The organism is Streptococcus infantis, assembly GCF_047465525.1.
GTDB lineage: Bacteria > Bacillota > Bacilli > Lactobacillales > Streptococcaceae > Streptococcus > Streptococcus infantis_R.
Window position 1 is genome coordinate 37,004 of the sequence record NZ_JASGZS010000008.1, and the last position, 13,167, is coordinate 50,170.

Annotated in this window: 18 protein-coding genes; 17 read left to right on the plus strand and 1 reads right to left on the minus strand. The window is 41.5% G+C overall.

The features are described from left to right. Nucleotides 1-125: 125 nt before the first annotated feature. The 13 genes from ccrZ to QM374_RS04245 all read left to right on the plus strand — a co-directional run bounded on the left by ccrZ (nt 126) and on the right by QM374_RS04245 (nt 10,562). Nucleotides 126-920 (plus strand): cell cycle regulator CcrZ, encoded by a 795-nt coding sequence (ccrZ, locus tag QM374_RS04185; protein ID WP_000362994.1) that lies wholly within the window; start codon nt 126-128, stop codon nt 918-920. Next, a complete protein-coding gene (trmB, locus tag QM374_RS04190) occupies nt 917-1,552 on the plus strand; it encodes a tRNA (guanosine(46)-N7)-methyltransferase TrmB (protein WP_049549659.1) in 636 nt (211 codons plus the stop codon). Before ccrZ ends, trmB begins: the two co-directional genes overlap by 4 nt. Before the next feature lie 126 nt (nt 1,553-1,678). Then, a complete protein-coding gene (gene rimP, locus QM374_RS04195) occupies nt 1,679-2,158 on the plus strand; it encodes a ribosome maturation factor RimP (protein ID WP_049549658.1) in 480 nt (159 codons plus the stop codon). 42 nt (nt 2,159-2,200) lie between these two features. Beyond that, nucleotides 2,201-3,337 (plus strand): transcription termination factor NusA, encoded by a 1,137-nt coding sequence (gene nusA / locus QM374_RS04200; protein ID WP_000032287.1) that lies wholly within the window; start codon nt 2,201-2,203, stop codon nt 3,335-3,337. A 22-nt stretch (nt 3,338-3,359) separates the two neighbouring features. Next, a complete protein-coding gene (rnpM, locus tag QM374_RS04205) occupies nt 3,360-3,653 on the plus strand; it encodes an RNase P modulator RnpM (protein WP_000857562.1) in 294 nt (97 codons plus the stop codon). Beyond that, nucleotides 3,646-3,945, plus strand: a complete 300-nt coding sequence (locus tag QM374_RS04210) for a YlxQ-related RNA-binding protein (RefSeq protein ID WP_001041383.1) — start codon at nt 3,646-3,648, stop codon at nt 3,943-3,945. Before rnpM ends, QM374_RS04210 begins: the two co-directional genes overlap by 8 nt. A 16-nt stretch (nt 3,946-3,961) precedes the next feature. Continuing rightward, complete coding sequence (infB, locus tag QM374_RS04215) at nt 3,962-6,715, plus strand: translation initiation factor IF-2 (protein WP_414310965.1); 2,754 nt, start codon at nt 3,962-3,964, stop codon at nt 6,713-6,715. A 251-nt stretch (nt 6,716-6,966) separates the two neighbouring features. Then, entirely contained in the window at nt 6,967-7,317 is a 351-nt protein-coding gene (rbfA, locus tag QM374_RS04220) for a 30S ribosome-binding factor RbfA (protein ID WP_001273596.1), read from the plus strand. Nucleotides 7,318-7,445: 128 nt separating this feature from the next. Beyond that, entirely contained in the window at nt 7,446-8,225 is a 780-nt protein-coding gene (locus QM374_RS04225) for a hypothetical protein (RefSeq protein ID WP_414310966.1), read from the plus strand. A gap of 1 nt (nt 8,226) precedes the next feature. Next, on the plus strand, nt 8,227-8,409 hold the full coding sequence (locus tag QM374_RS04230) for a hypothetical protein (RefSeq protein ID WP_414310967.1): 183 nt from the start codon (nt 8,227-8,229) through the stop codon (nt 8,407-8,409). A 321-nt stretch (nt 8,410-8,730) separates the two neighbouring features. Then, the gene (locus QM374_RS04235) at nt 8,731-8,964 is read left to right on the plus strand and encodes a DUF1858 domain-containing protein (protein WP_000368732.1); all 234 of its coding nucleotides are present in this window, start codon (nt 8,731-8,733) and stop codon (nt 8,962-8,964) included. Further along, the gene (locus QM374_RS04240) at nt 8,964-10,298 is read left to right on the plus strand and encodes a DUF438 domain-containing protein (RefSeq protein WP_414310968.1); all 1,335 of its coding nucleotides are present in this window, start codon (nt 8,964-8,966) and stop codon (nt 10,296-10,298) included. The genes QM374_RS04235 and QM374_RS04240 overlap by 1 nt, the downstream gene beginning before the upstream one ends. Nucleotides 10,299-10,307: 9 nt before the next feature. Then, a complete protein-coding gene (locus tag QM374_RS04245) occupies nt 10,308-10,562 on the plus strand; it encodes a DUF1912 family protein (protein WP_049527031.1) in 255 nt (84 codons plus the stop codon). Nucleotides 10,563-10,598: 36 nt separating this feature from the next. Here the strand turns inward: QM374_RS04245 and QM374_RS04250 are convergent, their stop codons facing one another. After that, nucleotides 10,599-10,904 (minus strand): DUF898 family protein, encoded by a 306-nt coding sequence (locus QM374_RS04250; protein WP_414310969.1) that lies wholly within the window; start codon nt 10,902-10,904, stop codon nt 10,599-10,601. Between the two features lie 163 nt (nt 10,905-11,067). Here QM374_RS04250 and QM374_RS04255 point away from each other — a divergent pair, with 163 nt between their 5' ends. The 4 genes from QM374_RS04255 to QM374_RS04270 are packed head-to-tail and all read left to right on the plus strand — an operon-like array spanning nt 11,068 to nt 13,103. Further along, the gene (locus QM374_RS04255) at nt 11,068-11,358 is read left to right on the plus strand and encodes a DUF4651 domain-containing protein (protein WP_414310970.1); all 291 of its coding nucleotides are present in this window, start codon (nt 11,068-11,070) and stop codon (nt 11,356-11,358) included. Beyond that, nucleotides 11,355-11,672, plus strand: coding sequence for a thioredoxin family protein (locus QM374_RS04260; protein WP_301559778.1), 318 nt, complete (start codon nt 11,355-11,357; stop codon nt 11,670-11,672). The genes QM374_RS04255 and QM374_RS04260 overlap by 4 nt, the downstream gene beginning before the upstream one ends. A 13-nt stretch (nt 11,673-11,685) precedes the next feature. Beyond that, nucleotides 11,686-12,312 carry a YtpR family tRNA-binding protein gene (ytpR, locus tag QM374_RS04265; RefSeq protein WP_414310971.1) on the plus strand — a complete coding sequence of 209 codons (627 nt, stop codon included), beginning with the start codon at nt 11,686-11,688 and terminating at the stop codon, nt 12,310-12,312. 29 nt (nt 12,313-12,341) lie between these two features. Beyond that, nucleotides 12,342-13,103: an SDR family NAD(P)-dependent oxidoreductase gene (locus QM374_RS04270; protein WP_414310972.1), complete on the plus strand. Its 762-nt coding sequence runs from the start codon at nt 12,342-12,344 to the stop codon at nt 13,101-13,103. Nucleotides 13,104-13,167 lie beyond the last annotated feature (64 nt).

Genomic DNA, 13,167 nt, shown 5'->3' on the forward strand with positions numbered 1-13,167 from the left:
TTTTCTTTCTATAATGATAACCCAAACCACCCCAGAGGCTTTTATTTGAGAATCAGGTCTGGACTGGTTGACGAATAAGCTAAAAACTAGTAGAATAGTAAGGAAACTTTATACGGAGGAAAGAAATGGACTTGGGTGATATTGAGCTAACGCTGACCCCTATACCTGGGAAAAGCGGAAAAGCTTATATGGGAAGCTACCCTGATGGGAAGCGCGTCTTTATTAAAATGAACACCTCTCCAATCCTACCTGGTTTAGCCAAGGAACAAATCGCTCCTCAATTATTATGGACTCGCCGTTTATCGGATGGGCGTGATATGTGTGCCCAAGAATGGTTGAATGGTAAAATTTTGACCCCTTATGATATGAATCGCAAGCAGATTATCAATATTTTGAGCCGCTTGCATCGTTCGCGTCCTTTGATGACGCAATTGACTCGTTTGGGCTATTCTTTAGAAACACCTTTTGACTTGCTTCAGGCTTGGTTAAAAGATGCTCCAGAATCCTTGAAGAACAATCAATATCTAAGAATGGTAGTAGAGGATTTGCGAGGAAGTTTGCCAAACTTTAGGGAAGATTATGCAACGATCGTTCATGGAGATGTACGACATAGTAATTGGATTGAGACAGAGAGCGGTCTTGTTTATTTAGTGGATTGGGATTCCGTTCGCTTAACGGATCGCATGTTTGATGTAGCGCATATGCTATGTCACTATATTCCAGACTATCAGTGGAAAGAGTGGTTGACTTATTACGGTTACAAATACAACCAAACAGTCATCAACAAACTATTTTGGTATGCTCAGTTATCCTTCTTGAGCCAGATTGCCAAATATTATACAAATGAAGATCTAGAAAATGTCAATCGGGAGATTTATGCCTTGCGCATCTTCCGTGACAAGTATGGAAAGAAGAGATGAGAGTTAGAAATCGTAAAGGGGCAACAGAATTACTAGAGGCTAATCCTCAGTATGTTGTCTTAAATCCTTTAGAAGCCAAAGGAAAATGGCGAGACCTCTTTGGAAATGACAATCCTATCCATGTTGAGGTTGGTAGTGGTAAGGGTGCTTTTGTGACAGGTATGGCCAAGCAAAACCCTAATATCAACTATATCGGGATTGATATTCAAAAGTCTGTTTTGAGTTATGCCTTGGACAAGGTTTTGGAAATCTCTGTACCCAATATTAAGTTGTTGTGGGTTGATGGTTCTGATTTGACCGACTACTTTGAAGATGGTGAGATTGATCGCTTGTACCTAAACTTTTCAGATCCGTGGCCTAAAAAGCGCCATGAAAAGCGTCGTCTAACCTATAAGAGTTTCTTGGATACCTTCAAGCGTATCTTGCCTGAACACGGTGAGATTCATTTCAAGACAGATAACCGTGGCTTATTTGAATATAGCCTAGTGAGTTTTTCTCAATACGGCATGAAGCTCAATGGCGTTTGGTTGGATTTGCACGCCAGCGACTTTGAAGGCAATGTCATGACAGAATATGAAGAAAAATTCTCAAGTAAGGGTCAGGTCATCTATCGAGTTGAGGCAGAATTTTAAGAAAAAGCTTAAAATCAAGCCTTCTGAGTGCTTATACTTTACATAAGTAGTCAAAAGTGCTATACTGTAAGTAAGAATATGAGAAAGTGAGGCGGGGAAATATCTTCGCCTCTTGCTTATGAGGAGGTGGACGCAATCGCAACTATCGTAGAATTAGTCAGAGAAGTCGTAGAACCTGTCATTGAAGCTCCCTTTGAACTCGTGGATATCGAGTACGGAAAGATTGGCAGTGACATGATTCTTAGTATTTTTGTAGATAAACCAGAGGGAATTACCTTGAACGACACAGCGGACTTGACAGAGATTATCAGTCCTGTCCTAGATACTATCAAGCCAGATCCCTTCCCAGAACAATATTTCCTAGAAATCACCAGCCCAGGCTTGGAACGTCCTTTGAAAACCAAGGAAGCAGTCGCTGGAGCGGTTGGGAAATACATCCATGTTGGACTTTACCAAGCCATCGATAAGCAAAAGGTCTTTGAAGGAACCTTGCTAACCTTTGAAGAGGATGAGTTGACTATGGAATATATGGACAAGACACGTAAGAAAACGGTCCAAATCCCATACAGTTTGGTGTCAAAAGCACGTTTAGCAGTAAAATTATAGTAAAAGAAAGGAAGCTTTTGAAGATTCAAAAGTGAATAGAAGATGAGTAAAGAAATGCTAGAGGCCTTCCGCATTTTGGAAGAAGACAAGGGAATCAAAAAAGAAGACATCATTGATGCAGTGGTGGAATCACTTCGTTCAGCCTATCGCAGACGCTATGGTCAATCAGACAGCGTAGCCATTGATTTCAACGAAAAGACAGGTGACTTTACAGTTTATACTGTTCGTGAAGTAGTTGATGAAGTATTTGATAGCCGTTTGGAAATCAGCTTAAAAGATGCTCTTGCCATTAACTCAGCTTACGAGCTTGGGGACAAGATTAAATTTGAAGAAGCACCAGGTGAGTTTGGTCGTGTAGCAGCTCAATCTGCCAAACAAACCATCATGGAAAAAATGCGCAAGCAAACACGTGCCATTACCTACAATACTTACAAAGAGCATGAGCAAGAAATCATGTCAGGTACAGTGGAGCGCTTCGATAATCGCTTTATCTATGTCAACCTTGGCAGCATCGAAGCTCAATTGTCAAAACAAGACCAAATCCCTGGAGAAGTCTTTGCTTCCCACGATCGTATTGAAGTTTATGTCTACAAGGTTGAAGACAATCCTCGTGGAGTGAATGTCTTTGTAAGCCGTAGCCATCCAGAAATGATCAAACGCTTGATGGAACAAGAAATTCCAGAAGTTTATGACGGAACTGTTGAGATCATGAGCGTAGCTCGTGAAGCAGGTGACCGTACCAAGGTTGCTGTTCGTAGTCACAATCCAAACGTGGATGCGATCGGGACAATCGTCGGACGTGGTGGTGCTAACATTAAGAAAATTACTAGCAAATTCCACCCAGCTCGCTACGATGCTAAGAGCGATCGTATGGTCCCAATCGAGGAAAACATCGACGTTATCGAATGGGTAGCAGATCCAGCTGAATTTATCTACAACGCTATCGCTCCTGCAGAAGTTGACCAAGTTATCTTTGATGAAAACGACAGCAAACGTGCCTTGGTCGTTGTGCCAGATAACAAGCTTTCTCTTGCGATTGGTCGTCGTGGACAAAACGTTCGTTTGGCAGCTCACTTGACTGGCTACCGTATCGATATCAAGTCTGCAAGTGAGTTTGAAGCCATGGAAGCAGCAGAACAAGCTGACCAGGTAGAAACAGACGAATTGGTCGAAGAATAAAAGCTGATCAGAGGAGGGAAGGATGAAAACTAGAAAAATCCCTTTGCGTAAGTCTGTTGTGTCCAATGAAGTGATTGATAAGCGTGACTTGCTCCGTATTGTCAAGAACAAAGAGGGACAGGTCTTTATCGACCCGACAGGCAAGGCTAATGGTCGTGGTGCTTATATCAAGCTAGACAATGCAGAAGCCCTTGAGGCCAAAAAGAAAAAAGTCTTTAACCGTAGCTTTAGTATGGAAGTTGAAGAAAGCTTTTATGACGAGTTGATTGCCTATGTTGATCACAAAGTGAAAAGAAGAGAGTTAGGACTTGAATAAGCAAAAAATTGCCAATCTCTTGGGTCTTGCTCAGAGAGCAGGGAAAATCATCTCGGGTGAAGAAATGGTGGTCAAGGCCATTCAAGACCAGAAAGTAAAGCTGGTATTTCTCGCCCATGATGCTGGTCCCAACCTGGCCAAGAAGATTCAGGATAAAAGTCATTATTATCAAGTAGAAGTTATTACCGTGTTTTCAACACTGGAATTAAGCATAGCAGTCGGAAAATCAAGAAAAGTTTTGGCTGTGACAGATGCTGGATTTACAAAGAAAATGAGGTCTCTTATGGAATAGAAGAGGAGGACATGATTTGTCTAAGAAAAGATTGTACGAAATCGCAAAAGAACTTGGAAAAGAAAGTAAAGAAGTTGTAGCGCGTGCAAAAGAGTTGGGCTTGGATGTAAAAAGCCACTCATCAAGTGTGGAGGAAGCAGCTGCTTCAAAAATCGTAGCAAGTTTTAAACCTGCTCCTGCTCCAAAGGTAGAATCGAAACCTGTGGCTCCAAAGCCAGTTGTCACTAAGGAAGAGGCAAAACCAGCAGCAACTGTTGCCCCTAAAGAAGAAAAAGTGGCACCAGCAAAACCGCAGAGTCGAAACTTTAAGGCTGAGCGTGAAGCACGTGCAAAAGAGCAGGCTGAACGACGCAAGCAAAATAAGGGTAATAACCGTGACCATCAACAAAATGGGAATCGTCAAAAAAATGATAACCGTAACGGTGGCAAACAAGGTCAAGGCAATCGCGATAACCGTCGATTCAATGATCAAGGTAAAAAACAACAAGGTCAGCAAAATCGTGGGAATGATCGTCGTCAGCAAGAGGACAAACGTCCAAATCAAGTAGGCCCACGCATTGACTTCAAAGCCCGTGCAGCTGCTCTAAAAGCAGAGCAAAATGCAGAATATGCTCGTTCAAGTGAGGAACGTTTCAAGCAGTCTCAAGCTGCCAAAGAAGCCTTGGCTCAAGCAAACAAACGCAAGGAACCTGAGGAAATCTTTGAAGAAGCTGCTAAGTTAGCTGAACAAGCGCAGCCAGTTCAACCAGTGGTTGAAGTAGCTCCTGCAGCTAAAGAACCTGTAGTGGATACACGTCGTAAGAAACAAGCCCGACCAGACAAAGATCGTGATGATTACGATCACGAAGAAGATGGTCCTAGAAAACAACAAAAGAATCGAAGTAGTCAAAATCAAGTGAGAAATCAAAGAAATAGTAACTGGAACAATAACAAAAAGAATAAAAAAGGCAATAAGCAAAACAACCGTAATCAGGCACCAAAACCTGTTACAGAGCGTAAGTTCCATGAATTGCCAACAGAATTTGAATATACAGATGGTATGACCGTTGCGGAAATCGCAAAACGTATCAAACGCGAACCAGCTGAGATTGTTAAGAAACTCTTCATGATGGGTGTGATGGCGACACAAAATCAGTCCTTGGACGGTGAAACAATCGAACTCCTCATGGTAGATTACGGTATTGAAGCTAAACAGAAAGTTGAAGTGGACAATGCTGATATTGAACGTTTCTTTGCTGAAGAGGGTTATCTCAATGAAGATGAACTCGTAGAACGTCCACCAGTTGTAACGATCATGGGACACGTTGACCATGGTAAAACAACCCTTTTGGATACCCTTCGTAATTCTCGTGTTGCTACGGGAGAAGCCGGTGGTATCACTCAGCATATCGGTGCTTATCAGATCGAAGAAAATGGTAAGAAGATTACCTTCCTTGATACACCAGGACACGCGGCCTTTACTTCTATGCGTGCGCGTGGTGCTTCTGTTACCGATATTACCATCTTGGTCGTAGCGGCAGATGACGGGGTAATGCCTCAGACTATCGAAGCCATCAACCACTCAAAAGCGGCTAATGTTCCAATCATCGTAGCTATCAACAAAATCGATAAACCAGGTGCTAACCCAGAACGTGTGATCGGTGAATTGGCTGAACATGGTGTTATGTCAACAGCTTGGGGTGGAGATTCTGAGTTCGTAGAAATCTCAGCCAAGTTCAACCAAAATATCGATGAACTCTTGGAAACTGTTCTACTTGTGGCTGAAATTCAAGAGCTCAAAGCTGATCCAACAGTTCGTGCCATCGGTACTGTTATCGAAGCTCGTTTGGATAAAGGAAAAGGTGCGGTCGCAACCCTCCTTGTTCAACAAGGTACTTTGAATGTCCAAGATCCAATCGTTGTCGGAAATACTTTTGGACGTGTCCGTGCTATGACCAACGACCTCGGACGTCGTGTGAAGGTTGCAGGCCCATCAACACCAGTATCGATCACAGGTTTGAACGAAGCGCCAATGGCAGGTGACCACTTTGCCGTTTACGAAGATGAAAAATCTGCCCGTGCAGCTGGTGAAGAACGTGCTAAACGTGCCCTTATGAAGCAACGTCAAGCTACTCAACGTGTCAGCCTTGAAAACCTCTTTGATACCCTTAAAGCAGGAGAACTCAAGTCTGTTAACGTCATCATCAAAGCCGACGTACAAGGTTCTGTTGAAGCTCTCTCTGCATCACTTCAAAAGATTGATGTGGAAGGCGTTAAAGTAACTATTGTTCACTCAGCAGTAGGTGCTATCAATGAATCTGACGTGACTCTTGCCGAAGCTTCAAATGCCTTTATCGTTGGTTTCAACGTACGTCCTACACCACAAGCTCGTCAACAAGCAGAAGCTGACGATGTAGAAATCCGTCTCCACAGTATCATCTACAAGGTTATCGAAGAGATGGAAGAAGCCATGAAAGGGATGCTTGACCCAGAATTTAAAGAAAAAGTTATCGGTGAAGCGATCATCCGCGAAACCTTCAAGGTATCTAAAGTGGGAACAATCGGTGGATTTATGGTTACCAGCGGTAAAGTTACCCGTGACTCTAAAGTCCGTGTCATCCGTGACGGTGTCGTTATTTACGATGGTGCCCTAGCTAGCTTGAAACACTATAAAGATGACGTCAAAGAAGTAACAAATGGCCGTGAAGGTGGTCTCATGATTGACGGCTACAATGATATCAAGATGGATGATGTGATTGAAGCCTACATCATGGAAGAAATCAAGAGATAAGATTTTTGCTCCTTTCTTAGGTGGTGAGGGACGCAAGCAAACCGATGGTTTCATTGCTTATTTTTGAGCCTAGAGTCTCAAAAATCCCCAGTGATTGAACTGAATTATCAGTCCAATCACTTTCACCACGGCGAAAGAAGCAGATAAGTTCAAATTGAACTTCGTTTCAATTTGAATTGAAAATCAATAAGTTTAAAAATAGCTAGGTCTGCTGGCCTAGCTTTTGGTTCAATTGAGAGAAAGGAAAAAGCATGGCAAATCATTTCCGTACGGACCGTGTGGGCATGGAAATCAAGCGCGAAGTCAATGAGATTTTGCAAAAGAAAGTCCGTGATCCGCGTGTCCAAGGTGTGACTATCACTGATGTTCAGATGCTAGGTGATTTATCTATGGCTAAGGTTTACTACACTATTTTGAGTAATCTTGCCTCAGATAATCAGAAAGCTCAAGTCGGGCTTGAAAAAGCAACTGGCACCATCAAACGTGAACTTGGTCGCAATTTGAAATTGTACAAAATTCCAGACTTAACTTTCGTCAAAGACGAATCCATCGAATATGGAAACAAGATTGACGAGATGCTACGCAATCTGGATAAAAATTAAGCAGAAAGAGGGGCAACCCTCTTTTTTGTGTGGAAAAATGAAAGATAAAATATGATACGAAAACGCTTTATAATTGTCGCTTTATATGGTATGATATTATATAATAAAAAAATTACAGGGAGATAGAAATGGCTGAACAAGATATTGCTATGCAAGTATTGCAACAAGTTGTGAAACTGCCAGTTGTTAAAGTTGATCGATCAAAATTTTTAGTTGATAAATTTTCTAATGAATTGGATCCAAGGGATGTCCCTATATTATTGGAACAGGGACCAACAGCCTTGTTGTCTCAGGAAGTTTTAGATCGAGTAGCAAACGCATGTATTAGAGATAATGTCTTGTTAGCAAGTGGGACCTCTGTTTTAGCTGGATTACCTGGTGGGCTTGCTATGGCGGTTACTATACCAGCAGATGTAGCCCAGTTTTACGCATTTTCATTAAAACTAGCTCAAGAGTTAGGCTATATTTACGGCTATGATGATCTCTGGGCTTCTCGTGATGAGTTGAGCGAAGATGCTCAAAATACCCTTTTGCTCTATCTGGGAGTGATGCTTGGGGTGAATGGAACAGCTGCTTTGCTTCGTGCTGGTGGTGTTGCAATTGCTAAGCAAGTGATGAAAACAGTTCCCCAGAAAGCACTAACGAAGACACTTTGGTATCCAATTTTAAAAAAGGTTTTGAAAATTTTTGGAATTAACCTGACAAAAGGTAGCTTAGCTAAAGGAATGGGGAAATTTATTCCAATTTTAGGTGGAGTCATATCAGGTGGCTTAACCTTTGCAACCATGAAACCTATGGGTGAGAGTTTGCAGAAGGAATTATCTAAATTGGTTAATTATGATGAAAATCAATACCAAGAAGATATAGAAACTATCCGAAAAGAAGTGGAAATCATAGAAGGAGATTGACATGGGGATCATAAAAGTGTTGGCCAAAACCTACGGTAATTATCTTCTTACAAGGCAAGCTTTAAAAGTTGCAGAAACCATAAAAAAAGATGAAAACACAGTAGTTAGTTTGGGGAAATTAGTTCTCGTAGATAAGCTTATGGATACAGCTACTTGGTTGATGAAGCCAGAGGATATAGAATGAAATCTTTTTGGAAGCTCTTCACTCTTCTTTTTATAACACCAATTGTTGGTCTGATAAAAATTCTCTGGTTTTTAGTCTCTTTCGCCTTCCAATTACTGTTCTATAAGATTCTTTTCAAAATCATAGACTGGTTTTTCAAACTTCTCTGATGATCATGGTAAGGATAAGACTTTGAGGTTTTACTAGGAAGAGTCTATATAATTAGAAATAATGAAGTGATACGAAATAAACTAGCAAGTCTTCTACTGCTAGTTTTTTAATCTTTGCCCTTGTGGTATAATAAAAAAGAAAAAACTGTTAGAGAAAATGATGGAGGTTATGATGGACAATATCATTGATGTATCTATTCCTGTTGCGGAAGTGGTGGACAAGCATCCAGAAGTTTTAGATATCCTAGTAGAACTTGGTTTTAAACCTCTTGCAAATCCTTTGATGAGAAATACAGTCGGACGAAAAGTATCGCTCAAACAGGGGTCTAAGCTCGAGGGAACTCCTATGGATAAGATTGTACGCACACTTGAAGCAAATGGTTACGAAGTGATTGGATTAGACTAATGGCAGATGAACGAATTCATGTCCTACGGGATATTTTATTAGAATTGCATAATGGAGCCTCACCTGAATCCGTTCAGGAACGCTTTGATGCAATCTTTACAGGTGTATCAGCTATCGAGATTTCTCTCATGGAGCACGAGTTGATGAACTCGGACTCAGGTGTGACCTTTGAAGACGTCATGGAGCTCTGTGATGTCCATGCCAATCTCTTTAAAAATGCTGTTAGGGGTGTCGAAGTTGAAGATACAGAGCATCCAGGTCATCCCGTGCGTGTCTTTAAGGATGAAAATCTAGCCCTCCGTGCGGCCTTGATTCGTGTTCGTAGATTGTTAGATACATATGAATCTATGGAAGACGAGGAAATGCTTGCGGAGATGCGTAAGGGTTTGGTTCGGCAGATGGGCCTTGTAGGTCAGTTTGACCGTCATTATCAGCGTAAGGAAGAACTCTTTTTTCCAATCATGGAGCGTTACGGACATGACTCACCACCAAAAGTCATGTGGGGAGTGGATGACCAAGTCAGGGAACTCTATCAAACAGCTTTAGCGTCAACCAAGTCATTGCCAGAAGTTCCGATTTCCACTGTAAAGGAAGCTTTTGAGGCTTTTGCGACAGAATTTGAGAGTATGATTTTCAAGGAAGAATCTATCCTCCTCATGATTCTGCTCGAATCCTTTACCCAGGATGACTGGATTCAGATTGCCGAGGAAAGTGATGCTTATGGCTATGCTATCATCCGACCATCTGAGAAATGGGTACCTGAACGTAAAAGCTTTGGTGAGAAGAAAAGTGTAGAAGAACCAAGTCAGCCAGAAACTGTAGAAGGCCAAGTTCAGAAGGTTATCGATACGCCAGAAGGTCAGTTTACCATCACCTTCACACCTAAGGAAAAGGAAACAGTGCTGGACCGCCATAGCCAACAGGCTTTTGGAAATGGCTATCTCTCAGTCGAGCAGGCTAATCTTATTCTCAATCACCTGCCTATGGAGATTACCTTTGTCAATAAGGATGATATTTTCCAGTATTACAATGACAATACGCCAGCAGATGAGATGATTTTCAAGCGGACACCGTCTCAAGTCGGGCGCAATGTTGAGCTTTGTCACCCACCCAAGTACCTTGATAAGGTAAAGACCATTATGAAAGGTCTTCGTGACGGGGTCAAGGACAAGTATGAGATGTGGTTCAAGTCCGAGTCACGAGGTAAGTTTGTCCATATCATATACGCTGCGGTACACGATGAAAATGGAGAATTTCAAGGAGTCTTGGAGTATGTTCAGGATATCCAGCCTTACCGTGAGATTGATACAGACTATTTCCGTGGATTAGAATAAGGAGAAAAAATGAGTTACGAACAAGAATTTATGAAAGAATTTGAAGCTTGGGTTAATACCCAAATCATGATTAATGATATGGCGCTCAAGGAAAGCCAAAAGGTCTATGAAGAAGATCAAGATGAGCGTGCTAAAGATGCCATGATTCGCTATGAAAGTCGCTTGGATGCCTACCAGTTCTTGCTAGGCAAATTTGAAAATTTCAAGGCAGGCAAGGATTTCCATGATTTGCCGGAAGGTTTATTTGGTGAGAGACATTATTAAGAGCTATAAAAAAGTGTGGTCTATAAACCGCACTTTTTACATATGATGGGTATGCTTGGTAATCCATTGTTCTGTTTTTATTTTTAACCAAAATGAATAGATTCCAAGAGTGATAATCGTCAGTAAGAACCATTTGATCCAATTTCCAAATAACTGGGCGCCAGTTCCATCAAAATATAAGCGTTGACCATCGATGACAGTATGTCGGACTTTCCAATCTTGCATAAAACAAACGGCCCAAGGTGTGGCAATTCCTAGAGTTAAGGCAATGATGAAAAAAGCGACAATCGAGTGCCCGATAAAGCTGAGTAATCCACCGTCAAAATAACTTTCTTTGTTCATATAGAGTCTCCTTAGAATTTTATGGATAAGTAAATCGTTATTTTGTGGTATTGTAGCATAGGAGGAGATAGGAGTCAATATTTCTTGAAATAAGGCACTATAGTTCAAACGAAAATAGCATTCACGATTTGTCCTACTTATCTTTTTGTGTTACAATGTTAGCATGAAAACGAAAAATATCATTAAAACAGGTTTGGCATTAGTAGGCCTCGGAGCACTTGCTTTCGGAGCTAAGAAAGTAGCCGATGACCACAAACTCATGAAAACGCAGGAAGAGTTGACCGCTATTTTGCGTGACTCCTTTTCAGAGATGGGTGAAATTGCGACTCTCTATGTCCAAGTCTACGAAAGTAGCTTAGAGCGTCTCGTTGGTGGTGTCATTTTTGAAGATGGTCGTCACTATACCTTTGTCTATGAAGATGAAGATCTCATCTATGAGGAGGAAGTCTTATGATAAATCCTCATAGTTTGGAAGAACTAGCTAATCTAGTAGAGCAGGATGGCAAGAAAGTCTTCCTTTTTGTTGCGGATTGGTGTGGCGATTGTCGTTATATCTACCCTGCTTTGCCAGAGATTGAAGAATCAAATCCAGAGTTTACCTTTATACGAGTAGACCGTGATGAGTACATGGAACTAGCTAAACTTTGGGATGTTTACGGAATTCCAAGTCTTGTTGTTTTAGACAAGGACAAGGAGATTGGACGCTTTGTCAATCGTGACCGTAAAACCAAGGCACAAATTAACGACTTTTTAGCAGGATTAAAATAGGAGAAAAGAAAGAATGATTTTTACATATAACAAAGAACATGTCGGTGATGTCCTTATGGTCATCGTGAAAAACAGTGGCGATGCTAAACTAGATGTTGAACGTAAAGGCAATGTGGCGCGTGTTTTCCTAAAGGAAACAGGTGAAACTGTTGCTTGGAATATTTTTGAAGTTTCTAGCTTATTCGAAATTGAGGAACGTGGCCAAGTATTCTTGACAGACGACCAAGTAGCTCGTTTGAACCAAGAATTGCAAGCTCAAGATTTTACCGAAGAGATTATCAATGACAAGGAACCGAAATTTGTCGTTGGTGAAATTGTCGAGATGGTAGCACATCCAGATAGTGATCACTTGAACATCTGTCAAGTTGCTGTTGGAAATGATAAGACAGTGCAAATCGTGGCAGGTGCTCCAAATGCGCGTCTTGGTTTGAAAACCATTGTAGCTCTTCCAGGAGCTATGATGCCAAAAGGGAATCTCATTTTCCCAGGGGAACTTCGTGGTGAAAAGAGTTTTGGGATGATGTGCAGTCCTCGTGAATTGCATTTGCCAAATGCTCCACAAAAGCGTGGTGTCATTGAATTGTCCGAAGACCAAGTTGTTGGAACTCCATTCGATCCGTCTAAACACTGGACAGCTTAAATTTGTTCAGTTAGATAGGAGAAAGTAAGATGGCAAAAAATGTTGTGATCACAGGTGCAACATCAGGTATTGGGGAAGCAATCGCGCGTGCCTATCTAGAAAAAGGTGAGAATATTGTTCTCACAGGGCGTCGAACAGAAAGACTTGAATCTCTCAAAACTGAGTTTGCAGAAGCTTTTCCAAATCAAAAAGTCTGGACCTTTCCCCTTGATGTGACCGATATGACAATGGTTAAGACTGTTTGTTCAGAAATTTTAGAAACTGTGGGTCAGATTGATATATTGGTCAATAACGCTGGACTTGCTTTAGGCTTAGCTCCCTATCAGGACTATGAAGAGTTGGATATGCTGACCATGCTGGATACCAATGTCAAGGGCTTGATGGCAGTCACTCGTTGTCTCTTGCCTTCTATGGTGACTGCAAATCAAGGCCATATCATTAATATGGGTTCAACCGCAGGTATTTACGCCTACGCTGGTGCAGCAGTCTATTCAGCAACCAAGGCTGCAGTCAAAACATTTTCAGATGGACTACGGATTGATACCATTGCGACTGATATCAAGGTGACAACTATTCAGCCTGGTATTGTAGAGACTGATTTTTCAAAAGTCCGTTTCCATGGAGATGAGGCACGGGCTGCAACGGTCTATCAGGGACTTGAAGCCTTGCAGGCACAAGATATCGCAGATGCTGTAGTTTATGTGAGTAGTCAACCACGTCGTGTGCAAATCACAGATATGACCATTATGGCCAATCAACAAGCCACTGGATTTATGATTCACAGAGATTAACATTATTTAAAAAAGTTACAAATTTTGTAACTTTTTTCTTTTACCTTCGAATAGATAAGTAGGA

Coding starts and splice junctions, on each gene's coding strand:
- ccrZ (WP_000362994.1), top strand. CDS start 126: ATGGACTTGGGTGATATTGAGCTAACGCTGACCCCTATACCTGGGAAA.
- trmB (WP_049549659.1), top strand. CDS start 917: ATGAGAGTTAGAAATCGTAAAGGGGCAACAGAATTACTAGAGGCTAAT.
- nusA (WP_000032287.1), top strand. CDS start 2,201: ATGAGTAAAGAAATGCTAGAGGCCTTCCGCATTTTGGAAGAAGACAAG.
- rnpM (WP_000857562.1), top strand. CDS start 3,360: ATGAAAACTAGAAAAATCCCTTTGCGTAAGTCTGTTGTGTCCAATGAA.
- rbfA (WP_001273596.1), top strand. CDS start 6,967: ATGGCAAATCATTTCCGTACGGACCGTGTGGGCATGGAAATCAAGCGC.
- QM374_RS04225 (WP_414310966.1), top strand. CDS start 7,446: ATGGCTGAACAAGATATTGCTATGCAAGTATTGCAACAAGTTGTGAAA.
- QM374_RS04230 (WP_414310967.1), top strand. CDS start 8,227: ATGGGGATCATAAAAGTGTTGGCCAAAACCTACGGTAATTATCTTCTT.
- QM374_RS04235 (WP_000368732.1), top strand. CDS start 8,731: ATGGACAATATCATTGATGTATCTATTCCTGTTGCGGAAGTGGTGGAC.
- QM374_RS04240 (WP_414310968.1), top strand. CDS start 8,964: ATGGCAGATGAACGAATTCATGTCCTACGGGATATTTTATTAGAATTG.
- QM374_RS04245 (WP_049527031.1), top strand. CDS start 10,308: ATGAGTTACGAACAAGAATTTATGAAAGAATTTGAAGCTTGGGTTAAT.
- QM374_RS04250 (WP_414310969.1), bottom strand. CDS start 10,904: ATGAACAAAGAAAGTTATTTTGACGGTGGATTACTCAGCTTTATCGGG.
- QM374_RS04255 (WP_414310970.1), top strand. CDS start 11,068: ATGAAAACGAAAAATATCATTAAAACAGGTTTGGCATTAGTAGGCCTC.
- QM374_RS04260 (WP_301559778.1), top strand. CDS start 11,355: ATGATAAATCCTCATAGTTTGGAAGAACTAGCTAATCTAGTAGAGCAG.
- ytpR (WP_414310971.1), top strand. CDS start 11,686: ATGATTTTTACATATAACAAAGAACATGTCGGTGATGTCCTTATGGTC.
- QM374_RS04270 (WP_414310972.1), top strand. CDS start 12,342: ATGGCAAAAAATGTTGTGATCACAGGTGCAACATCAGGTATTGGGGAA.